Origin of the sequence: Aeromonas sp. 1HA1 (assembly GCF_029237385.1) — a bacterium.
Lineage (GTDB): Bacteria > Pseudomonadota > Gammaproteobacteria > Enterobacterales > Aeromonadaceae > Aeromonas > Aeromonas popoffii.
Window position 1 is genome coordinate 1 of sequence record NZ_JAACGC010000058.1, and the last position, 20,754, is coordinate 20,754.

17 protein-coding genes and 1 pseudogene are annotated in these 20,754 nt (G+C 60.8%); 3 read left to right on the top strand and 15 right to left on the bottom strand.

Going from position 1 to position 20,754, the window contains the following annotated elements:
- Nucleotides 1–133 precede the first annotated feature (133 nt).
- A pseudogene (locus GWQ22_RS16190) lies at nucleotides 134–1,041 on the top strand (lytic murein transglycosylase).
- Between the two features lie 175 nt (nucleotides 1,042–1,216).
- On the opposite strand, the gene GWQ22_RS16195 reads toward GWQ22_RS16190, so the two are convergent.
- The 3 genes from GWQ22_RS16195 to GWQ22_RS16205 form a co-directional block, all read right to left on the bottom strand.
- On the bottom strand, nucleotides 1,217–2,587 hold the full coding sequence (locus GWQ22_RS16195; protein WP_108537095.1) for an L-serine ammonia-lyase: 1,371 nt from the start codon (nucleotides 2,585–2,587) through the stop codon (nucleotides 1,217–1,219).
- A gap of 276 nt (nucleotides 2,588–2,863) precedes the next feature.
- Nucleotides 2,864–4,246: an L-serine ammonia-lyase gene (locus tag GWQ22_RS16200; protein ID WP_275930939.1), complete on the bottom strand. Its 1,383-nt coding sequence runs from the start codon at nucleotides 4,244–4,246 to the stop codon at nucleotides 2,864–2,866.
- A 212-nt stretch (nucleotides 4,247–4,458) separates the two neighbouring features.
- Complete coding sequence (locus GWQ22_RS16205) at nucleotides 4,459–4,743, bottom strand: pyrimidine/purine nucleoside phosphorylase (RefSeq protein ID WP_275930940.1); 285 nt, start codon at nucleotides 4,741–4,743, stop codon at nucleotides 4,459–4,461.
- A gap of 269 nt (nucleotides 4,744–5,012) precedes the next feature.
- On the opposite strand from GWQ22_RS16205, the gene GWQ22_RS16210 reads away from it, so the two are divergent.
- Nucleotides 5,013–6,251: a dicarboxylate/amino acid:cation symporter gene (locus GWQ22_RS16210; protein WP_275930941.1), complete on the top strand. Its 1,239-nt coding sequence runs from the start codon at nucleotides 5,013–5,015 to the stop codon at nucleotides 6,249–6,251.
- A gap of 46 nt (nucleotides 6,252–6,297) precedes the next feature.
- On the opposite strand, the gene GWQ22_RS16215 is transcribed toward GWQ22_RS16210, so the two are convergent.
- Nucleotides 6,298–6,714, bottom strand: coding sequence for a MerR family DNA-binding transcriptional regulator (locus GWQ22_RS16215; RefSeq protein ID WP_275930942.1), 417 nt, complete (start codon nucleotides 6,712–6,714; stop codon nucleotides 6,298–6,300).
- Nucleotides 6,715–6,846: 132 nt separating this feature from the next.
- Between GWQ22_RS16215 and GWQ22_RS16220 the strand changes: the two genes are divergently transcribed.
- On the top strand, nucleotides 6,847–8,010 hold the full coding sequence (locus GWQ22_RS16220) for an acetyl-CoA C-acyltransferase (RefSeq protein WP_042037325.1): 1,164 nt from the start codon (nucleotides 6,847–6,849) through the stop codon (nucleotides 8,008–8,010).
- Here GWQ22_RS16220 and GWQ22_RS16225 read toward each other — a convergent pair.
- From GWQ22_RS16225 to GWQ22_RS16275, 11 genes are all read right to left on the bottom strand, one after another.
- Nucleotides 8,007–9,230, bottom strand: a complete 1,224-nt coding sequence (locus GWQ22_RS16225; protein WP_275930943.1) for an EAL domain-containing protein — start codon at nucleotides 9,228–9,230, stop codon at nucleotides 8,007–8,009. The two genes, GWQ22_RS16220 and GWQ22_RS16225, sit on opposite strands and share 4 nt — an antisense overlap.
- Before the next feature lie 130 nt (nucleotides 9,231–9,360).
- Entirely contained in the window at nucleotides 9,361–10,617 is a 1,257-nt protein-coding gene (locus tag GWQ22_RS16230) for an outer membrane protein transport protein (RefSeq protein WP_275930944.1), read from the bottom strand.
- Nucleotides 10,618–11,088: 471 nt separating this feature from the next.
- Nucleotides 11,089–12,387 (bottom strand): outer membrane protein transport protein, encoded by a 1,299-nt coding sequence (locus GWQ22_RS16235; protein WP_275930945.1) that lies wholly within the window; start codon nucleotides 12,385–12,387, stop codon nucleotides 11,089–11,091.
- 409 nt (nucleotides 12,388–12,796) lie between these two features.
- Nucleotides 12,797–13,540 carry a DUF3379 domain-containing protein gene (locus GWQ22_RS16240; protein WP_275930946.1) on the bottom strand — a complete coding sequence of 248 codons (744 nt, stop codon included), beginning with the start codon at nucleotides 13,538–13,540 and terminating at the stop codon, nucleotides 12,797–12,799.
- Entirely contained in the window at nucleotides 13,533–14,123 is a 591-nt protein-coding gene (locus GWQ22_RS16245) for a sigma-70 family RNA polymerase sigma factor (protein ID WP_108535739.1), read from the bottom strand. Before GWQ22_RS16245 ends, GWQ22_RS16240 begins: the two co-directional genes overlap by 8 nt.
- A 34-nt stretch (nucleotides 14,124–14,157) precedes the next feature.
- On the bottom strand, nucleotides 14,158–15,699 hold the full coding sequence (locus GWQ22_RS16250) for a hypothetical protein (protein WP_275930947.1): 1,542 nt from the start codon (nucleotides 15,697–15,699) through the stop codon (nucleotides 14,158–14,160).
- Complete coding sequence (locus tag GWQ22_RS16255) at nucleotides 15,696–17,210, bottom strand: VWA domain-containing protein (protein WP_275930948.1); 1,515 nt, start codon at nucleotides 17,208–17,210, stop codon at nucleotides 15,696–15,698. The genes GWQ22_RS16250 and GWQ22_RS16255 overlap by 4 nt, the downstream gene beginning before the upstream one ends.
- Before the next feature lie 24 nt (nucleotides 17,211–17,234).
- The gene (locus GWQ22_RS16260; protein ID WP_275930949.1) at nucleotides 17,235–18,230 is read right to left on the bottom strand and encodes a VWA domain-containing protein; all 996 of its coding nucleotides are present in this window, start codon (nucleotides 18,228–18,230) and stop codon (nucleotides 17,235–17,237) included.
- Complete coding sequence (locus GWQ22_RS16265) at nucleotides 18,227–18,778, bottom strand: DUF4381 domain-containing protein (protein ID WP_275930950.1); 552 nt, start codon at nucleotides 18,776–18,778, stop codon at nucleotides 18,227–18,229. Before GWQ22_RS16265 ends, GWQ22_RS16260 begins: the two co-directional genes overlap by 4 nt.
- Nucleotides 18,763–19,653, bottom strand: coding sequence for a DUF58 domain-containing protein (locus GWQ22_RS16270; RefSeq protein ID WP_275930954.1), 891 nt, complete (start codon nucleotides 19,651–19,653; stop codon nucleotides 18,763–18,765). Before GWQ22_RS16270 ends, GWQ22_RS16265 begins: the two co-directional genes overlap by 16 nt.
- Entirely contained in the window at nucleotides 19,650–20,600 is a 951-nt protein-coding gene (locus GWQ22_RS16275) for a MoxR family ATPase (RefSeq protein ID WP_275930951.1), read from the bottom strand. Before GWQ22_RS16275 ends, GWQ22_RS16270 begins: the two co-directional genes overlap by 4 nt.
- Between the last annotated feature and the right edge of the window lie 154 nt (nucleotides 20,601–20,754).

Sequence of the window (20,754 nt, forward strand, 5' to 3'; positions counted from 1 at the left end):
CGAACAGGGATTGCAGGCTGGAGCTCACTCTGGGAAGGCTGGCAAACACTGCAAAGTAAACTGGACGGCTTTATTGCCGCCAAAGAGATGATGGCTTCGGGGATCAAGATCTGATCAAGAGACAGGTGCCCCCTTGCAGGCCAGCCCCGATTTTTACGCCTATGTGGCTGGACTCAAACAGCAGGCCCTGGCCGCCGGTATCAAGCCCGAAACGGTGGCCGCTGCCTTTGCCAATATTCGGTCATCGAGCCCGCCATCAAACACGATAAAAACCAGCCAGAATTTAAACTGACGCTGGACAGCTATATTTCACGCGCGGTTCCGCAATGGAAAGTCAATCAGGCCAAGGCCCTATATCGTCAGCATTTGCCGCTGCTCACAAAAATAGGGGCAGAATATGACGTGCAGCCCCGTTTTATTGTCGCCTTGTGGGGCATAGAAACCAATTTCGGTAAATTGACCGGCACCTATCCGCTGATCTCCTCGCTGGCGACCCTGGCCTGGGATGGTCGGCGGGAGGACTTTTTCAAGGGGCAACTGCTGGATGCCCTGCGCATCATAGAGCAGGGGCATGTGACCCCATCCGCCTTCAAGGGCTCCTGGGCCGGTGCCATGGGGCAGGTGCAGTTCATGCCATCTTCCTTCCTCAAGTACGCGGTCGATCAGGATGGGGACGGCAAGAAGGACTTGTGGGGCAATCTCGCGGATGTGTTTGGTTCGGCAGCCAATTATCTGCAGCAGAATGGTTGGCTCGGCGATGAAACCTGGGGGCGTCAGGTCAAGCTGCCAGAGGGGCTGGATCCCGCCTTGCTCGGGCTGGAGCAGACCCGGCAGCTGTCGGCGTGGCAGGCTCTCGGCGTTCGTCAGCTCGATGGTTCCCCCTTGCCCGGGGTCGAGATGCAGGCCTCTCTGGTGCGCCCCGATGATGCCAAGGGCCGCGCCTATCTGGCTTATCCCAACTATCTGGTGTTGCGCCACTGGAATCGCTCCCACTATTTCGTGGTGGCGGTGGGCACCCTGGCCGATCGCCTCGTGGAATAATCGGTGCAGACCCGGACGATTCAGGTGGCGTGTGGAACGCTGTATTTATCTTGAGGGATGAATGGGGCGCGGGAATATGGAATGAGCAGGGATGACAAGTCAGGCGAGGCAATCGAAATAACGGGCAACAAAAAGGCGGGAATTCCCGCCTTTTTGTATTTTTGGCAGCCGCTGCTTAATCGCAGGCAACCTGCATCACCTTGATGGCCAAGCCACCACGGGAGGTTTCACGGTACTTGGAGTCCATGTCCTTGCCGGTGATGTACATGGTCTCGATGACCTTGTCCAGGGAGACGCGGGGCTTGGAGGTACGACGCAGGGCCATGCGGGAGGCGTTGACCGCCTTCATGGCTGCGATGGCATTGCGCTCGATGCAAGGTACCTGCACCTGACCGGCAACCGGATCACAGGTCAAACCCAGATTGTGCTCCATGCCGATCTCGGCGGCTTCACACACGTGCTCCGGGCTGCCGCCCATCAGTTCGGTCAGACCCGCGGCGGCCATGGAGCAGGAGACACCCACTTCACCCTGGCAACCCACTTCGGCGCCGGAGATGGAGGCGTTCATCTTGTAGAGCATGCCCACGGCACCGGCAGCCAGATAGAAACGGGTGTATTCGTCGCGACCCACCGGCTGGATGAACTTGTCGTAGTAGGCCAGCACGGCCGGGATGATACCGGCGGCGCCGTTGGTCGGTGCCGTGACGACGCGGCCACCGGCGGCGTTCTCTTCACTCACCGCAAGGGCAAACATGTTGACCCAGTCGATGATATTCATCGGATCGTTGGAGAGATTCTCGTTGGTGGTCAGCTGACGGTAGAGGGGCGCCGCGCGGCGGGGCACACGCAGCGGGCCGGCCAGCACACCTTCGGTGCGACAGCCACGCTCGATCCCTTCACGCATGGTGTTCCAGATCTTGCCGAGCTTCTTGTAGATCTCTTCCGGGGTGTTGAAGCACTTCTCGTTCTCCAGCATCAGGGTGGAGATGGAGAGCCCGGTCTGGCTGCAGTGGGCGATAAGCTCAGCCGCGCTCTTGAATGGGTAGTTGACGGACATGTCGCCGCTGTCGGCCTTGCCGAAGTTCTCTTCGTCGACGATGAAACCACCACCGATGGAGTAGTAGGTCTTGCTGTAGACAGCGTCATCTTCGATGAAGGCGGTCAGCTTCATGCCATTTTCATGCAGCGGCAGGGCCTCATCATGGAACACCATGGCACCCTTGGGGAAGCTGACAGTGTGGCAGTGCAGGCCGATCGGCAGGCGGCCGGTCTGCTCTACGCGGGAGATGAATTCAGGGATGGCGTCGATGTCGACGTTTTCCGGCAGGTTACCCGCCAGACCCATGATGATAGCGGTATCGGTGTGATGACCTTTACCGGTCCAGGAGAGTGAGCCATAAACATCGACCTGGATCCGGGTGATGTCACGGATCTTGCCGCCTGCACGCAGTTCATCCACGAACTGTTTGGCAGCTTTCATCGGGCCGACAGTGTGGGAAGAGGAGGGGCCAACACCGATTTTGAAGATATCAAAAACGCTGATCATGTAACAATTACCTCAGGATAGAAGGGGGCGCCATGCCCACTCGCAGAAACGGGGTGATCCATGGGACGAGGGCGTCGTCGCCGAGGTCAATGAACCAGATAACCGCAGTGTAACGGTTCAAGGCCTAAAAAAAGTTGAAATAGATCTATTTTTGTTGAATCAGAGGCGCGAGTATAAAATTTATTTTGATGCTTATCCATTTTGTTAAGCGTTTGCCCATAAAAATACCCGGCCAGGCCGGGTATGTGGGGACGAAGTGGAGTCAATTGGCTGTTATTAACATTCTGTAATGTTAACCGCCAGGCCACCGCGAGCGGTTTCCTTGTACTTGGTCTTCATGTCGTTGCCGGTTTCCCACATGGTCTTGATCACCTTGTCCAGGGACACCTTGTGCTCACCCGTGCCACGCAGGGCCAGGCGGGAGGCATTGATGGCCTTGACCGCGCCCATGGCGTTGCGCTCTATGCAGGGCACCTGCACCAGCCCGCCCACCGGATCGCAGGTGAGGCCCAGGTTGTGTTCCATACCGATCTCGGCGGCATTCTCGACGATGGCGGGACTGCCACCCAGAATTTCGGTCAGGGCGCCGGCGGCCATGGAGCAGGCGACGCCCACTTCCCCCTGGCAGCCCACTTCGGCCCCCGACAGGGAGGCGTTCTTCTTATATAGGATGCCGATGGCGGCGGCGGTAAGGAAGTAGCTCAGCAGCAGTTCATCATCCACCTTGCGTACGAAACGATCATAGTAGTGCAGCACGGCGGGAATGATGCCGGCGGCGCCGTTGGTGGGGGCGGTGACCACCCGGCCTCCGGCGGCGTTCTCTTCGTTGACGGCCAGCGCAAACAAGTCCACCCACTCGATCACCATCAGGGGATCCTTGTTGAAGTTGGTCTCGCAACTGAGCTGACGATGGAGGGCCGGGGCCCGGCGTTTCACCTTGAGGCCACCTGGCAGTACCCCTTCACTGCGACAGCCGCGCTCGACACAGGCCTGCATCGCCTGCCAGATCTTGCGCAGTCCCGCTTTTATCTCTTGTTCGCTGCGAAACACCTTCTCGTTGGCCAGCATCAGACCCGAGATGGAGAGGCCACTCTCCTGGCAATGGGCCAGCAGCTGGGCGCCGCTCTCGAACGGGTAGGGAATGGGATGGGCGGCATCGAAGCGGGCCGCCTCTTCTTTGGCGTTGGCAAAGTGGCTCTCTTCTATAATGAAGCCGCCGCCGACCGAGTAGTAGGTCTGCTCGAACTGCAGGGTTTCGCTGGCGAAGGCCCGCAGCGTCATGCCGTTGGAGTGGGCGGGCAGTGTCTTGCGGCGATTGAAGATGATGGCGCCACTTCGGGCGAACTGGCATGGCTGATCGCCTGCCAGCAGCAGCGACTGGTTGCGATCCACTTCGCTGAGGAAGGCGGGAATCGCCTCTATGTCCACTGATTCCGGATCAAAGCCGGCCAACCCCAGAATGATGGCCTTGCCGGTGCCATGGCCCTTGCCGGTCTGACCAAGGGAGCCGTAGCATTCCACTTCTACCCGTTCGATCCGGGGTAGCAGACCCTGTCGCTTGAGCTCTTTAACAAAGGTGCAGGAGGCCCGCATCGGCCCCACGGTATGCGAAGAAGAAGGGCCGATCCCGATGGAAAACAGGTCGAAGACACTGATCATGACACCACTCCGATTATGGGGTTTGTCTAAACATTGTAATTTTTTTGTAGTCGATGGAAAGCAGGGAAGCTGAGGCGTGTGATGGCGGCATACAAATGAGTGGCTGGCAGCGGGCAGGAAAGGTTGGAATGAGCGCGCGGGCGTCAAAGAGAAGGAGCGGGACTTGGGCCCGCTCCTTGGCTCTGTTCAGCCACTCATCTGCATTCGGTCACTCAGTCGAGGAATTCGCACAGATAGGCGGTGGGGGTTTTCACCTCCAGCTTGAAAGAGGAGTGGCCCGCCACGTCGAAGGATTGGCCTTGACTGTAGGTGCGCCATTCATCCTCATCGGCCAGTTGTATGGTGATGGCACCCTTGACCACCGTCATCCGCTCGGGGGCGGCGGTATTGAACTGGTAGTCGCCCGCATTCATCACACCGACCGTGGCTTTGTCTCCTTTTTGCTCGAAACCGATGGATTTTACATTTCCGTCAAAATATTCGTTAACTTTCAGCATGTTTCCATCCATGTATGCACGTTTGAATAGCAAAAATAGCACATTTTTTTGTCGGTTGTCATGAACAAAGTAGCAAAAACCGCCATGTTCCTTTTGAATCTTTACCTTTTTGCAAACTTATCAATAACTCCTGTTAACGATCTGGCGATTTAAAATAGCAGATAAATGTGAGATAAAGCGCGCGCTCAGGGGAATGAACAAGGTTTCTTCCCCTGTTTGGTTAATTACACTGGGAAAGTGTGAATATTTGCTAATAAAAGGAACATTCTGTGTTAACAAAAGGACTCATAAAGAACGTTGGCTTCCAGGTTGTGGTGGCCATGGTGCTGGGGGCACTGGTGGGGGCGTTCATGGGTGAACAAGCCACCATCTTTGCGCCGCTCGGTACCCTTTTTATCCAGCTGATCAAGATGCTGGTGATCCCGCTGGTGGCCGTCGCCATACTGTCGGGCGCGGCCAATCTGGGCGCCAGCCCGGCGGCAGGCAAGATAGGGGTCACCACCCTGGTTTTCTTCCTCGGTACCTCTGCGCTGGCCGTGCTGCTGGCACTGGTGATGGGGCAAATCTTCAAACCGGGTGTCGGGGTCGATTTTGGCTCCATGGCTTCCATGTTCTCCGGTGACTACGCTGACAAGGGCGCCTTGCCGGATGCGGTGTCGACCCTGCTTGGCATGATCCCGACCAACGTGTTCCAGGCACTGAACGAGGCCAACATTTTGCAGATCCTGGTGTTCTGCATGTTCCTCGGCATCGCGCTGGCCAAGCAGCCCCGCGAGCGCGCCAAGCCGCTGGTGGACGGGCTCAACACGCTGGTGGACGCCTTCGTCTGGATGATCAACAAGGTGATGCTGATAGCACCGCTCGGGGTATTTGGTCTGATGGCCGAGGCCATAGGCACCTACGGTTTCGACGTGCTGACCCTGGTTCTCAAGTTGTTCGTGGTCTATGTGGCTGCCACGCTGATCTTCGGCTTTGTGGTCTACCCGCTGCTGGTGATGATCTTCTCCAATACGCCGGTGATGACGTACTTCTCTGCCATGAAGAAGCCGCAGATCGTCGCCTTCTCCACCGCCTCTTCCATGGCGACCCTGCCGGTGAACATGGAAACCTGCGAGCGGGATCTGAAGGTGACCAACGCCACGGCTTCCTTTGTGTTGCCGCTCGGTGCCACCATCAACATGAGCGGCAATGCCATCTATTACGGTCTGGTCGCCATCTTCTTCGCCCAGGTCTACAACATAGATCTCTCCATGGGTGCCTGGGCCGCCATCATAGTGACCTCGACCCTGGGGGCTATTGGTCAGGCCGGAGTGCCGGGCCCGAGCTTCCTGGTGGTGGCCGTGCTGCTGGCTGCCGGGATCCCGATCGAGGGGCTGCCGCTGTTGTTTGCACTGGATCGCCTGTTCGACATGATCCGTACCGCCCTGAATATCACAGGGGATGCGGCCTGCGCCATTATCATCGACCGCTACAGCCCGGATTACGATCCGGATCGTTGGTCAAAATAACAGGAACACAAACGAGTCATTGAAAAAGGGGCCAGCCGGCCCCTTTTTATGGTTTATCCCCAGTGCTTCTCTGCAACTGGTTCAGTGCCTGCTGGCAGCGCTGCTCGGCGGCATCGAGTTCCAGCAGGACCATCTTGATGTCTTCCAGCTGCTGCTCCAGCATCTCCCGCTTGTCGGCAATCAACCCCAGCATGGTCTGCAGCTGGGTTCGGCTACTCTTGTCCGCATCGTAGAGATCGAACAGATCGCGGATATCCGCCAGGCTGAAACCCAACCGCTTGCCGCGCAGGGTCAGCTTGAGGCGTACCCGGTCCTGCCGGCTGTAGATCCGGGTCTGTCCCTGACGGGTAGGATTCAAAAGTCCCTGATCTTCATAAAAACGAATACTTCGGGTCGTCACATCAAATTCACGGGCCAGTTCGCTGATGCTGTAGGTCCGTGAGTCATCCTTGGTTCGGTTCATGGCGCTATCTTGACTGTCATTTTGTTGTCAATGCAGGCTGGTACCTTACCCAAACGTCAACTGCCCCGCAAGTCTTGTTCCCGCAGCGGGAGCAGCATATGTTATGTCTAGGTAACAAGGAGAGTGCAATTGATGGATATTGTGATTGTTGCGGCCAAACGCACCCCCATGGGGGCCTTCCAGGGGGCGTTGGCCAATGTGTCTGCCCCTGAGCTAGGCGCTTGCGCCATTGCGGCCGCCATGGTGCAAGCTGGCCTCAAGGGGGAACAGATAGATGAAGCTTATATGGGCAATGTGCTCAGTGCCGGGGTGGGCCAGGCGCCTGCGCGTCAGGCGGTGCTCAAGGCCGGCTTGCCGGACAGCATCCCCTGTACCACGGTCAACAAGGTGTGTGGTTCCGGCATGAAGGCGGTGATGCTGGCGGCAGATGGCTTGCGCCTCGGTGACACTCACATCGTGATCGCAGGCGGTATGGAAAGCATGAGCCGTGCGCCTTACTTGCTTGACAAGGCGCGCAGCGGTTTTCGAATGGGGCATCAGAGTGTGCTGGATCACATGTTCCTTGATGGCCTGCAGGATGCCTATGAAGGACAACTGATGGGACATTACGCTCAGGTGAGTGCCGATCGCGCCGGTCTGGCCCGCTCCGACATGGACGCTTTTGCCATCGCTTCCCTGGCGCGCGCCCTGGCGGCGCAACAAAGCGGTGCCTTCAGGGATGAGCTGGCACCGGTGCTGGCCGGAGATACCCTGCTGCTTGCCGAGGATGAGCAACCCGCCAAGGCCAGGCCCGATAAGATCCCTCACTTGAAACCGGCATTTAGCAAGCAGGGCACCATCACGGCAGCCAACGCCAGCTCCATTTCGGATGGGGCGGCTGCGCTGATCCTGATGCGGGCCGAGACGGCCGCGCAACTGGATCTGCCCGTGCTGGCACGATTGGTGGGTTATCAGAGTCATGCGGCCGCGCCTGCGGAGTTCACCAGCGCCCCGGTCGGCGCCATCCATAGCTTGCTGGCCAAGGTGGGCTGGCGAGTGGAAGAGGTTGACCTGTTCGAAGTCAATGAGGCGTTTGCCATGGTCAGTATGCTGGCGATGGCGGGCTGCAAGCTGCCCCATGACAAGGTGAATGTGAACGGCGGGGCCTGCGCGCTGGGTCATCCCCTGGGGGCAAGCGGTGCCCGGATCCTGGTCACCCTCATCCATGCGTTGCGCACGCGTGGCCTGAAGCGGGGAGTGGCTAGCCTGTGTATCGGTGGGGGAGAGGCGACGGCGGTTGCCATCGAGCTGGGTTAATCCGTGTCTGCCATGGCCTGGAGTTGCTGGTTGACCCAGGCCGTTGCGGCCAGATAGAGCTGGCTGACCTTCTCTTCATTGAGCCCGAGCCGGGCCGTTTTGGCGGTGATGCGCTGCCAGTTTGCACTCTCATAATCCTCACAGAACGAGAGATAAAACCCCAGGTTGCCCTTGCGTTCCAGCAGGGCGACCCGGATCTCCTCGATCAGGGGAATGGTGCCGAGCAGCTTGTCCATCGGCTGTTCCATCAGCACATCCAGCAGCGAGAACAACCCTGTGATGAAGGCTTGCTGTGCCTGCTGGGTAGGGGCATGGGCATGGGCCAGCAGTTCGCAGAAACGGGCCCGGATCATGGACATCTGATAGAGCTCGGCGCTCTTGCCATGGCCCGCACTGGTGGTGGCGACCAGGGTTACAAAGCGCTTGAGCTGGGCGTGGCCAAGATAGACGGCCGCCTGGCGAAAGGAGGAGATCGGATTGGCGTGGCTCTTCAGGTGGTTGACGTAACGCAGCAGCTTGAGTGACAGCGATATGTCCTGACTTAGCAGTTGCTCGATGCGATTGAGGTCGGGTTCCTCCTGATTGACCACGTTAAGCAGTTGCATCACCACCACCTGAGCGGGCTCCATGGTGGCCTGTTTCACCATTTCGGGTCGACTGAAGAAGAAACCCTGGAACAGATCGATACCGAGTTTTTTCACCCGTTCGAACTCCGCTTTGTCTTCTACCTTCTCCGCCAGATAGGTGAGCGAGAGGTGCTTATGCTGCTGGATGAACATCTTGATCCGCAACAGCGAGGTGGCGCGCAGATCGAACTTGATGATGTGGATATAGGGCAGGAAGCGCTCCCACTCGTCCGACATGGTGAAGTCGTCCAGCGCCAGCTGATAACCCAGCCCATGCAGCTGCTGCACCTTGGCCAGCAGGGCATCATCGGGATCGGCATCTTCCAGGATCTCGATGACCACCTTATCTTGTGGCAGGCATTCGGCCAGTCCCTCCAGCAACAGGGAGTGGGGGAAGTTGATGAAGCAGGGATGCCCACCGAGCAGCTGATCGATGTTCTGTTGCAGGAACTGCTCGACCACCAGTCTGGCTGTGGCTTGTTGGGAGGAGATCACCGGAAAGACATTATTCAGACTGTCGCGGAACAGCAGCTCATAGGCGTGGGTATTCAACTCCCGATCCAGGATGGGCTGCCTTGCTACGTATGAATACATGCATCTCTCCAGTGTGGGTACTGGACTGATTTTATTGTGAAGATGCGCACTATGCCAGTGCTACCGGACTGGAAACGGTCAATAACTGGCATAGTGCTTGTATGGCAGGAGAGATCTGCCTCTGCTTGGGCTAGAGGAGGTAATTCAACTGCAGGCCGGCCAGCCAGGCATCCCCTTCCGAGGTACCCTGGAAGGTGGAGGTGGTCTGCGGTAGCCCGGGTTTCAGCTGCATGGTTTCGGTCACCTCCACCTTCTTGCCATCGATCAGGGTCAGACCCAGATCCAGCGAGAGGTGGCGGTCGATCTGGTAACCCACCCCGGCGCTATACCAGACCCGATCAGAGTCAGGGATTGAGATGGTGCGGCGATCAGCCGGCACCGGGCTGCGGTCATAGGCCAGGCCGGAGCGCAGCTGCCATTGTGGTGCCAGCTGATAGGTCAGGCCCAGAGCGTAGCGCCAGCTGTCTTCCCAATGTTCGTCCTTGATGTGCATGACACCGTGGTGGTCGAGCTCGGATTCGAGCTGCACGAACTTGCTCCAGTTGGTCCAGTTGATACTTGAGTGCAGCGCCAGGCTAGGCGTCAGCTGATGAAACAGCGCCAGTTCGGCGGTGGCGGGCAGGGGGAGTTCCAGGCTGCCGGTATCGGTAAATGGCTGATCGTTTTGATCGATGCCGATGGCATCGCCAGAGAGCCTCAGGGTCACGTCGTGGCGGTAGGAGAGGCCGATGCGAGTCGCATCCGACAGCGTCAGCAGGGTACCCAGGTTCCAGCCCATGGCCCAGCCATCCCCCTTCAGGTGCTTGGCGATCTTGTTGTTGGAGGGGAAGGTGCCACCCACTTCCCCTTCCCCCTGAATGGCGGATATACCGGCACCGACAGACCAGACACGGTTGATGCGATAGGCCAGTGAGGCACCCAGATCCAGGGTCTTGATATCGGAGACATTGCCGAAGTGACCGGCATTATAGTTGTCCGGCATCTCGACGCCGAGGCCGTAGTAGGCGGTCGCTGCCAGCCCCAGTCGCCACTGTTCATTGAGCGGCACTATCAGGTAGGCGTTCGGTATCCAGGCATCATCGGCAATGTCGTGGGCGCTCGCATCCAGCGTAACGGGTCCCATGGCGGTGGGTACCCGGGTGATCCCTTGGATGTTGACGTCGGGGCGCACATAGATGAAGCCGCCGGAGAAGGCCATGCGATCGAAGCGGGTCATGGCGGCGGCGTTGCGGGAGAGCACGCTGGCATTGTCGGCGATAGCGGCCTCGCCTGCGAAGGCGCGGCCCATGCCGGTGGCGGATTGTTCTGCCAGCTGGAAACCTGCCGCCTGGGCCTGGCTTGATAGCATCAGCAGGGCGATGAGAGACGGCGTCATGGTGGAGTGCATGGGATGGTCCTTGAAAGTGAACTTGGCGTTCAATCTGTCTTATGGTTGGGTGCAGGATTTTATATGGTATGACCAGTAAGGCAACGGCAGAGGCGCTGCGGGGAGAAAAACAAGATTAAATGCTGAGGGATAGGGGGCTAATAGCTTGATAAAAAAGGAAAAGTGAACAACTGTTTGCTACAGCTGTACGCTGAAAACGAAATTGGTCATAAAAAAAAGAGCGCCCGTAGGCGTAATGCAAGTCAGTTAAGAGAATTTGAGTCCCAACCCGCAGGGGATAAGGGCTAAAGAGTGAGGGAGGCATGATGCCTCCCTCTTTTTATTGCATGCCAGTCAGGGCAAGGGTTGGAGCCAAATTGACTCTTCAACCATGGAACAGTTTTTGATATTCAATATCTCGAATATTTAGTCATAAAAATGCTTAACTGACTGGCATTACGCCCGTAGGCGCTCTTTTCAATTGGCTGACGATCAGAATTTCATGTTGAACTGAGCGGAGGCCAGCAGGGCGTTACCGTGGGAGGTACCCTTCCAGCGCAGCGCTTCGCTGTTTTCGACCAGCTTCTCGTTGACGTCAACTTTCTTGCCGTCCAGATAGGCCATACCGAAATCGACGCTCATGTCCTTGTCGATGTGGTAGGTGGCACCGGCGCTGTACCATATGCGATCGGAGTCCGGGATACTCAGGCTGCGGTATTCCTGCGTGATCGGAGTCTTGTCGTAGGCGAAGCCGATGCGAGCTTCCCAAGCGGGATTGATGTACCAGGTGCCGCCCAGCGAGTAACGGGTGGAGTCCTTGAACTTCTCCGGCTTGTGCAGGCAGACACCGACACCGTCAGCGCTGTTGCACTGGCCGCTGGTGGCCTTGAGCTCCTGGAAGGCACTCCAGTCGGTCCAGCTCACCGAGTAATGCGTGGCAAACTGCTGGTTCAGGCGGTGGTAACCGGCGAATTCGGCCTGGGCTGGCAGCTCCAGCGGCAGTTCGCCACCGACTGTCTTGAAGCCGGAGGAGGTTCCCCGATAGTCACCCTTGAAGGTCAGGTCTACCTGGGAGCGATAGGTCAGGGCGAAACGGTTGTTCTCGTTCACCTCATACATGGTGCCCACGTTCCAGCCGTAACCCCAGTCATCCCCTTTCATGTGGCTGACGATGGTGTCCTTGCCGATGCCCGGCACGCCACTCAGTGGCGGCACGGCGGCCAGCACACCGGCTCGGCGGTTCAATTCAGCCTCGGCATACACCAGGTTCAGACCCGCACCGACACTGAATTGCTGGTTGACGCGGTAGGCGATGTTCGGGTTGATATTGACGGTCAGCAGCTCTGTGTTGCCGGCGATGGAGCCCGCGTTGAAGTTGTCGGAATATTCGGTGGACAGACCGTAGTTGGAGAATATGCCGACACCCCATGCCCACTGATCGTTCAGCGGCTGGATGAAGTAGGTGGCAGGCACGAAGGCGCTTGGCGCGATACCGCTTTCGCTGGCGCTTGCCAACTTGGTGGGGCCGGCATAGATATCACCATTTACATCCACATCCGGCTTGATATAGGTGCCGGCGACGGAGAGTGCCATCTTGTCAAAGCGGGTCATGGCTGCCGGGTTGCGTGACACCACGGAGGCATTGTCCGCCACGACGGCTTCCCCTGAGTACGCGCGACCCAGACCGGAGGCTGAGTGTTCGTTCAGCTGGAACGCGGAGGCGAAGGTTTGGGTACTGGCCAGGGTGACGGCGGCAGCGATCAGGCTCTTTTTGAAAAAGGCAGTTGTCATAGTGTTCTCTCTTGTAGGCAGATTTTCTGTCAGCATCAGGGCTTTTTTGCCACCGTATATGACAAGATCTGTTGTTATTTCAGCTTCTTCCCATTCAATTCTGGCGTGATTCTATGGTTCTGGTAGGAGGTAAGAAATCAGACCAGTGACAGCAGAATACATAAAAGTGACTATTGTGTTAATCATTTGTTTTAACTTGGCGTTTAAATAGTCTCTTTTGCCACTTATTGAATGAAATCCGAGCGTTAATGCTGATCCGCATCACAAAAATAATTTTGACCATTTGCAGTGATTGGGCGGCAAATGAGTGAGGATTGTGGTGGGAAAGGAGAGGAACGGGCAGACAACCGGATTGTCTGCCCGTGCAGTTGACTCGATGCGATGCGAGTCAGGATTGGGTTAACTCCTGTTAAATCGACCAGTGCAGACGGGACCCCAGCGCCTGCACCATCGGATCCAGTGGCTCCTGCATGTCACCGATTAACACCATGTTGGCCCCCTTGAGTTGTACTATCTCCCCCTTGAGCTGGCCATCTTCGAAAGTGGGCTGCAGGGTGAGTGGCACATGCTTGGGCACCAGGAACAGGGTCACGGGTCCCATCTTGCCTTGAAACACCATGTGCAGCGCCGGTCCCTGGTAAAAAGCACAGTGATTGACGTAGGTGACGTTCAGGTCTTGCATGCCCATCAGGGTGGCGCCATATTTCTCCATCTTGGCGTTGATGGTGCGCAGGCTCACCTTCTCATCCACATCCTTGATGAAGGGCTCCTCCCCGTAGACGTGGGCCATGGCAACCTGGGCAAGGGAGAGTTCAGCCGGTGGCGTCAGCGGCCAGCTGAGCCAGCGGGTGCTCATGCCGAGCAGGAAGGCGACCGAAGCAGCCATGGCCAGCGGGCGCCATTGGCTGCGCGGGCTTACTTGCAGGGGAACCTGGCTCTCCTGTTCGGCGTTCAGCGCCTGCCTGAGCAGGATGCGCTCGGCCAGCCCGGCCGGTACCTCGACCTCCAGCGCCTGATGCAGGCGACGGTCCAGCTGCTTCATCTCGTCCAGATGCTTGCGATTGGCGGGGGAGGCCTGCGCCGCATCGAGAAAGGCGGGATCATGCTCCAGCGGATGGGTGATGGCCCGCCGGCGAAATTCCAGCTCATCCATTGGTGTGTCCTCTCTGTTGTGTCGTTGACTCCATGGCCTCTTTGATCTGGTTGCGGGCCCGAAACAGGCGAGTCATGACGGTGTTCTTGTTCAATCCCAGTTGCGCCGCTATCTCGTCGCCGCTGAAGCCCCCCAGCACCTGCAACAGCAGGGGCTCCTGATACTCGGCGGGCAGGCGGGCTATATGGCGTCTGAGCCACTCGTTTTCCATCTCCTGCTCGTTGTGCAAGGCATCCGGATCGCTCTGGGGATGCTCGTCGAGATCGATGAGATCGAACTGCTTGCGCTCGAACCGGCGGGCATTCTCCCGTCGCAATATGGTGATGAGCCAGGCCTTGGCGGCCTTGTCATCGAGCAGCGAGTCGATGCCCTTCCAGGCGCGCAGGAAAGTCTCCTGCACCAGATCCTCCGCCACCTGCGGATCCCGACATAGCCAGTAGGCGTAGCGATAAATGTCCCCGTGCAGGGCATGCACCAGGGCTTCGTATTTGGTCTGTTTGTCTGCCATGCCTCCATAGACCGGGGAAACCGTGGGATCCTTTCCGACGGTGGCTCCTTTTTTTTTGAAAAAACCTAACGCCATCGCTGGGCTTCCTTTATATGAGTGTCCCCAAGGGTCATTGACCCAGGCGTGCCAGTTGCATGAGGCCATAGGCTATCGCAAAAGGTTCATACGCGCATAGCGGGCCGGCGAGGCCTTGCCATGGGGGCTGACGGTCAGAGGGGGAGGCCTGGGTGGCAAAACAGGCGCGATCCAGTGCGGCGAGTCCGGTGGCAAGCGCGGGGGCATGGCGACAGGGCAAGTCAGTGAGGTGTGCGGTGCGGTGCGCATGGCGTCGTGGCCAGCGCAGGCTGGCCCATGCCAGCAAGGTCGCTCTGGCATGGTTTGCATCCTCGCGCCGCAGTGCCCGCTGCAAGCGATAGAAGGCGTGCCAGCGTGGCCACCCTTGCCAGAGGGCGCGCAGCAGCAGGGCCCAGATCACCCAGTAAAGGCTCTCATGGTTTGGTCCGGTGAAGGCTTCCTGTGTCGGTGTGACTGCCTCGATGCGCAGCGGGGTGGCGGGCAGACGGGCGTATTCGATGCGCCCGCTCCGGGTGTTGAACCAGGGCAGCGTGATGGCTGGCAACAGGTAGTCGCCTGGCGCTGTGGCCGTCAAGGCCTGACGCCACTGGCGCTCGAAGCGCAGCACTCCCTTGGCGAGAAAGCGCTCCTGCTGCTGTTCTCCATCCGGTCTTGCCGCCATTGCGGCGGGCAGGGCAGCGGGCCCGGTGAGCTTGGGCAGGGTGAGCCGGTTGCCATCGCCCCCTTCCATCACCAGCGTCAGGGTGCGGATCACCGGCTCTCCCACCCTGGCACCCGAGGCCGGGCTTAACTGCTGGCTCAGGGTCAACTGGCTGGCCACTGGTTGCTGCGGCGCCAGGTCGATTTTCACAAACAGGGTGTCCGCTCTGGCCGAGAGGGGGTCACTGGTGCCGTTATCCTGGGGCAGACGGCCCTGAAAACGCGGCGACACCAGCGGATGTAGCCCGGGCTCTCTGGCCTGCAGCAGCCAGTTGCGGGTCAGCCGGCCCGGCAGTCCTGACCCTGCCGGGGCCTGCCACTGATCCTCGCCCAGGCGGCGAATGGTGAAGGCGTCGCTGGCTGGCTCTGTGAGGTTGGGGGCCTCCATGTTGGCGGGTAACCAGAGGCTGAGTTGATAGATGAAGGGTTGGCCCGGATAAAGCGGCCCCTGATGCAGCACCCTGGCCTGCAGCTCTATGGGGGAGATGGCCTGGCTGGGTTGCGCTACCAGTGTGCCCGCCTGGCGGCGCAGCGGCAGGGGCAAGGCTGGAGTCTGCTCCTGCCCAAGTGATAGGGAGGGCACAACCTCGGGGCTCGTATCCAGGGTGTGCAGCGGGATCTGCCAACGGGTCAGGCTGTGCACGGGAGTGGTGACCCGGCTCATGGTTACCTTGCCCACTGCGAACTGGCGCAGCAGGGGGGCGATGACGAGTTCGTTGCTCTGGCGCTCCCCGTCCGCCTCTATGACCAGCAGCCAGTCACGGCTGTCGGCCCCCGGCAACAGCTCTGCCCTTGGCGGCGCGGCCAGCACAGGGGTTGAAAGCAGGCAGAGCAGCAGCCAGCAAGGCAGCAAACACAGCAGAGGATTGATTTTCACCAGGTGTCATCCCCTTTCAGTGCTCTATTCCAGGTGCCTTTCACCTCTTCCTTGAGCTGACGACGCTCGGCCTCCTTGCGCAGCCGCTGCTCCAGCAGCACCACGGGGGGGGCTGGCGGCAGCGGCGCGTCCGGGGTGGTGGCCTGCTCGGGGGCGTCGATGGGCTTGGGATCTTGCGCAGCCGGGCTGGCCTGGGGCGGCTGGGCTCGCAGCAGGGCGAGGTTATAGAGTGCATCCTGGTGGCCGGGCTCTAGCGCCAGCGCTGCCAGATAAGCTTGTTCGGCGGCGACCAGATCCCCGAGCTGTACCAGCGCATTGCCCCGGTTGTAGTGGGCGGTTGCACTGTTGGCTCGGGTGTAGGCGGCGACGGCCCGGGCGTAGTCACCGGCTCTGTACCAGGCATTCCCCTGCCAGACGGGGTCCTGGAAGCGGCGAGCCGCTGCCAGATAGTGCCCCTGCTGGAACGCTTGCCAGGCCTGGCTCTCCTGCGTGGATAACGCGGAGGCTGGGCTGGCCTGCAAGGGAGGTGGACTGAAGAGGCCAGTACCTGCGGCCAGCAGAAGCAGCCAGAGCGTGCCGACGCGGGCCAGCAGGGCCAGGGGCAGCAGGGGCAGCAGCAACCAGGGGCCCAGATCCCGTGACTGATGGGCCGTCAGCGTCTGGCTCATGGGGAGGGGGGCAAAGCGTGGCAGCCCGGCCTGCAGCCATTGCAACTGACCGCCAAGCTCGCTGGCCAGCTGCTGCATGGTAGCCACATCGGGGGCGGGCAGCTCGCGGCCTAAGGTTGCGCCAAAGCCTTGTATCTCGCTGGTGGCGGGCGGCAGCCTGCTGCTTTTGCCGCCGTTGGCGAGCAGGATATCGAGGCGGGGCGCCGCCTGCTGATGACAAAACAGGCTGCCCTGACAGGGCCAGAGCGCACGGATCCTCTCTGCCTGCTGCGCCGAGAGACCGTCGGTGACCAGCAGCAGGCGTGCTTGCTGGCCCGGGGGGATCTGGTCGAGCGCCAGCGCCACGGCGCGCTCGGGGGCACTCCCTTGTTTGGGCATGATGGCCGGGCGCAGGTCGGGCAACAGCAGCGCCATCGCCTGGTGATCCCGGGTGGCAGGCATGGCGAGGTAGGCATCGCCGGCAAACAGTATGAGGGCGATGGGGCGCCCCTCCTTGCCAGGGTGGGCCTCGGCCAACATATCCTGCAGCAGCACCCGCACCCGGGTGGCTCTGTCTGGCAGCAGATCGGTAGCCAGCATGGAGCGGGAGAGATCCAGTAACCAGATGTCGAGGGCCGGTGTCGGGATGGCCTGGCTCTGCTGGCGCAGGGCGGGGCCGCTGAGGGCCAGTATGACGGGCAGACCCGCCAGCCAGAGCCAGGGCAGGGTACGGCGGCGCCCCGGCAGCAGGTAGGCCTGCATGGCAGGGGCGAGCAACGGTGGCTGCCGGCGACGACGCCAGCCCTGCCACAGCCAGGGCAGCAGGGCCAGCAGCCAGAGCGGGCGCAAGAGGATCAGCTCCATGACGGCCATCCCTGGCAGCGTGGTTTAATCATGAGCCTGCCCCCGTGGCAGTCGCCAGCGTAGACGCAAGGAGTGGGGCCAGCGCAGCCGGGCGGGCCAGCTCAACAGCAGCCAGGCCAGCGCCAGCGGCCAGGGGTAGAGCTCGACGTTGGGTCGATAGTGGGTGTGGGGCGTGGCGAGGGGCTCCAGGGTATCCAGGGTCTGGTTGATGGCATCGAGATCGCTTTGGGTGCGGGCGCGGAAATAGCGGCCATGGCCCATCTTGGCCAGTTGTTGCAGCAGGGCCTCGTCCAGCTCGGTGCTGGGATCGCTCTGAGCCGGAGCCAGTGCCTCGGCGAAGGTATCGGGATCGGCCCCCACCCCCAGGGTATAGAGGGTCATGCCGCTGGCAGCGGCCCGTTTTGCCTCGCTCAGGGGATCGGCGCTGCCCGCCGTGTTGCGACCATCGGTGACCAGCAGCAGAGCGGTGGGGCGGTTGGGGTCGGCGTGCTGGCGGGCCAGCAGTATGGCTTCCCCCAGTGCCGTGGTGCGGCCCACCAGATCGAAGTCCAGCTCGCGGGCCAGGGTGAGCAGAGCCTGGGTTTCCTGGGTCAGGGGCGAAAGCAGGTAGGCGTGATCGGCGAAGACGATGAGGGCGATGCGATCGCCGGGGCGGGCCTGGATCAGCTGACTTATCTGCTGGCGCACCGCACTGAGCCTGTCCCGTTGCTCCCCCTCATCCAGCATGTCCTGGGTACGCATGCTGTCGGAGAGATCCACCGCCAGGATCAGATCCCGGCTGCTCTGGTAACTGACGAGGGGCGGCTCCTGCCATTGGGGGCGGCACAGGGCCAGCACCAGGGCGCACCAGCACAGGGCCATGCGCCAGAGTGGCTGGCCGGCGTGGGCACGCAACAGAGGAAAGCCGTCGTGCGCCAGCGTAGTTCCATTGTGCTGGTCGGTTGAACGCGGCGGCAGGCCGAAGCGCACCAGGAGTGGCACTACCAGTGCCAGCGCAAACCAGGGCCAGGCGAGGATCATGATGAGCTCCTTGCGCGAAGGCGCGCCAGACCCTGTTGCCAACGGATCCTCAGTGTGATCACCCTCTGTGGCAGGCAGCAGCAGGCTCGCCCCCAACGGAGGTAGGCGCGGCGCAGCGCCTCCCGTTGGCGGGGATCCGGTATCCCCTGACCGTAGAGCCAGTGTGGCCACAGGGGGGCAAACTCACGGAACTGGCTGCCTCCCTGCCTGTCCAGAAACGCGAGCCAGGCCTCCCCTTGCAAGGTGCGCGCCTCGGGCCAGCGGCCAAGGGCGGCCTCACGCAGCGCGGCCTGCAGTCGGGGCACCAGCTCGGGCGCCTGCCAGTCGATTTGTCGCTGCCAGTGGCGATAGCGCAGCAGGCTGAGCAGGGCTGGGCCGATCAGCGCCCCCATCAGCAGTATGATCAGCAGCGCCCACCAGCCCTGAAGGCGGGGATCCGGTGCCTGGGTCAACATGGGGCCAGGGTGGATGTCGCGCAGCTGCGCTGCCAGCGCGGACACGGGAGGCGCGCTGGAGATGGCGGCGAGCAGGCTCAGAACTGGCGACATGCGCCCTCCTGCCACTGGCGTTGCAGCGGCTGGCCGTTGTCGAGCCGGTAGAGACGCTGCACCAGCGGCAGCAGTTGCTGATGGTTTTGCCGGGCCAGCCGCTCGGCCGCCCGTTGATAGCGGTGGGCAAAGCCTGGCTGGGTGGCGTCGAGCCAGCCTCTCTGTCTGCCCGCTTGCACCGCCAGCCGTCCCTGGTCGGGCAGGTCTGCCTCCAGCGGATCCCGGATCTGCCAGCAGTGGATGTCGTGGCGTCGACCGAGCAGTTGCAACTGCTGGCAGAGGGCCGCATCGCAGGGTTGGTGATCCGTGATGATCGTCAATCTGGCGCCATGAGGCAGGGTGAGCCGTGCCAGGGTCTGGGCCAGTGATCGCGGCAGGGGCGTGCGATCCAGCCCCTTGTCGTAGTGGTGACACAGGGCCTCCAGCAAGGGCACCAAGGGGCCGCGCTGGGGGTGGACATGGCACTCAACGCCGTGGCAGATCAGGGTGTTGGCCTGTTTCTCCCCCTGCCACAAGAGGGCCGCCGCCAGCTCGCAGCCCAGGCGAGCCTTGAGTTGGCAACGGGATCCGAAGTACATGGCGGGGGAGAGATCGAGCAGCAGCCAGTGGGCCTGATCCTGCTCCTCGCTGTAGAGTCGGGTGTAGGGGCGACCGAGCCGGGCAGTGACCCGCCAGTCGATGTGGCGCACCTCATCCCCCGCCTGATAGGCGCGCAGCTCGCGAAAGGTGAGCCCCGGCATGCGGCCAAGCCGGCCCTGCTGGGCCGGTTGGACACGCGGCTTCGGCCCCTGTCTCGCCCACAGCCGGATGGCCAGCAACTGGGCCAGGGTGAGGGCAATATCGGGATGTGCGCGGGGGGCCGGGTGGGAAGTCAAGGGCACGGTATTGCGTCCAGTAGTCGGGCGATCAGGATGTCGTTGTCCAGGTTGTCTGCCAGCGCCTGATAGCTGGGAATGAGGCGGTGGCGCAGTATGGCCGGCGCCAGTTGTTGTATGTCTTCCGGCAGCACGAAGTCCCGTCCGGCGAGCCAAGCCTTGGCGCGGGCGGCGCGGGCCAGGCCTATGCTGGCCCTGGGGCTGGCACCCACGGCGATAAGGGGCGCAAGCTCGGGGCACAGGCCACTGTCCGGGCGTGTGGCGCACACCAATTGCACCAGATAGTGCTCGAGTCGCCCCTGCATCTGGACTGCCTGTACCGCTGAGCGGGCCGCCAGCAGGTCGGCCTGGCTCAGGGTGACTGGCGGTGGCGTCAGCTGTTCGCCGCGGGCGTTGAGTTGCAAGATGGCGAGCTCCATGGCAGGGCTGGGGTACTCCACCAGCAGCTTGAGCAGGAAGCGGTCGAGCTGGGCCTCCGGCAACGGGTAGGTCCCTTCCTGCTCTATGGGGTTTTGGGTCGCCGCAACCATGAACAGCGGTGGCAGGCGCCAACTCTTCTTGCCCACTGTTATCTGGTGCTCGGCCATGGCTTCCAGCAGCGCGGATTGCACCTTGGCGGGGGCCCGGTTGATTTCGTCCGCCAGCACCAGGTGGTTGAACAGGGGGCCGGGCTGGAACACTAAGCTGGCGTCTTGCGGGTGAAACACCTCGCTGCCGGTGAGATCGGCAGGCAGCAGGTCGGGGGTAAACTGGATGCGGGCGAAACGCCCCTCCACGGCCCCGGCCAGCGCCTTGACGGCGCGGGTTTTGGCAAGACCGGGGGCGCCTTCGATTAACACATGTCCTTCACATAGCAGGGCGATCAGCAGCCCTTCTATCAGTGCTCCCTGTCCCAGAATTTGACTGCCAAGATAGTCCCCAAGCTGTCTGAACTCGGCTGCTGCCATGTGATGAACCCGTTGTTTTTATGGAGGTTGCTCTTTTTATACTCCAGTTGGCCCCCGAGGGCGAGGGAGGGGGCAAAGATGGGGCCAATTAAGTTTCAATCAGCCGTATGAAATTTGTGAGTGGATTGTTAAGATGTGGCGCAATGAGGTCAGA

Coding starts and splice junctions, on each gene's coding strand:
- GWQ22_RS16195 (WP_108537095.1), bottom strand. CDS start 2,587: ATGATCAGCGTTTTTGATATCTTCAAAATCGGTGTTGGCCCCTCCTCT.
- GWQ22_RS16200 (WP_275930939.1), bottom strand. CDS start 4,246: ATGATCAGTGTCTTCGACCTGTTTTCCATCGGGATCGGCCCTTCTTCT.
- GWQ22_RS16205 (WP_275930940.1), bottom strand. CDS start 4,743: ATGCTGAAAGTTAACGAATATTTTGACGGAAATGTAAAATCCATCGGT.
- GWQ22_RS16215 (WP_275930942.1), bottom strand. CDS start 6,714: ATGAACCGAACCAAGGATGACTCACGGACCTACAGCATCAGCGAACTG.
- GWQ22_RS16220 (WP_042037325.1), top strand. CDS start 6,847: ATGGATATTGTGATTGTTGCGGCCAAACGCACCCCCATGGGGGCCTTC.
- GWQ22_RS16225 (WP_275930943.1), bottom strand. CDS start 9,230: ATGTATTCATACGTAGCAAGGCAGCCCATCCTGGATCGGGAGTTGAAT.
- GWQ22_RS16230 (WP_275930944.1), bottom strand. CDS start 10,617: ATGCACTCCACCATGACGCCGTCTCTCATCGCCCTGCTGATGCTATCA.
- GWQ22_RS16235 (WP_275930945.1), bottom strand. CDS start 12,387: ATGACAACTGCCTTTTTCAAAAAGAGCCTGATCGCTGCCGCCGTCACC.
- GWQ22_RS16240 (WP_275930946.1), bottom strand. CDS start 13,540: ATGGATGAGCTGGAATTTCGCCGGCGGGCCATCACCCATCCGCTGGAG.
- GWQ22_RS16245 (WP_108535739.1), bottom strand. CDS start 14,123: ATGGCGTTAGGTTTTTTCAAAAAAAAAGGAGCCACCGTCGGAAAGGAT.
- GWQ22_RS16255 (WP_275930948.1), bottom strand. CDS start 17,210: ATGGAGCTGATCCTCTTGCGCCCGCTCTGGCTGCTGGCCCTGCTGCCC.
- GWQ22_RS16260 (WP_275930949.1), bottom strand. CDS start 18,230: ATGATCCTCGCCTGGCCCTGGTTTGCGCTGGCACTGGTAGTGCCACTC.
- GWQ22_RS16265 (WP_275930950.1), bottom strand. CDS start 18,778: ATGTCGCCAGTTCTGAGCCTGCTCGCCGCCATCTCCAGCGCGCCTCCC.
- GWQ22_RS16275 (WP_275930951.1), bottom strand. CDS start 20,600: ATGGCAGCAGCCGAGTTCAGACAGCTTGGGGACTATCTTGGCAGTCAA.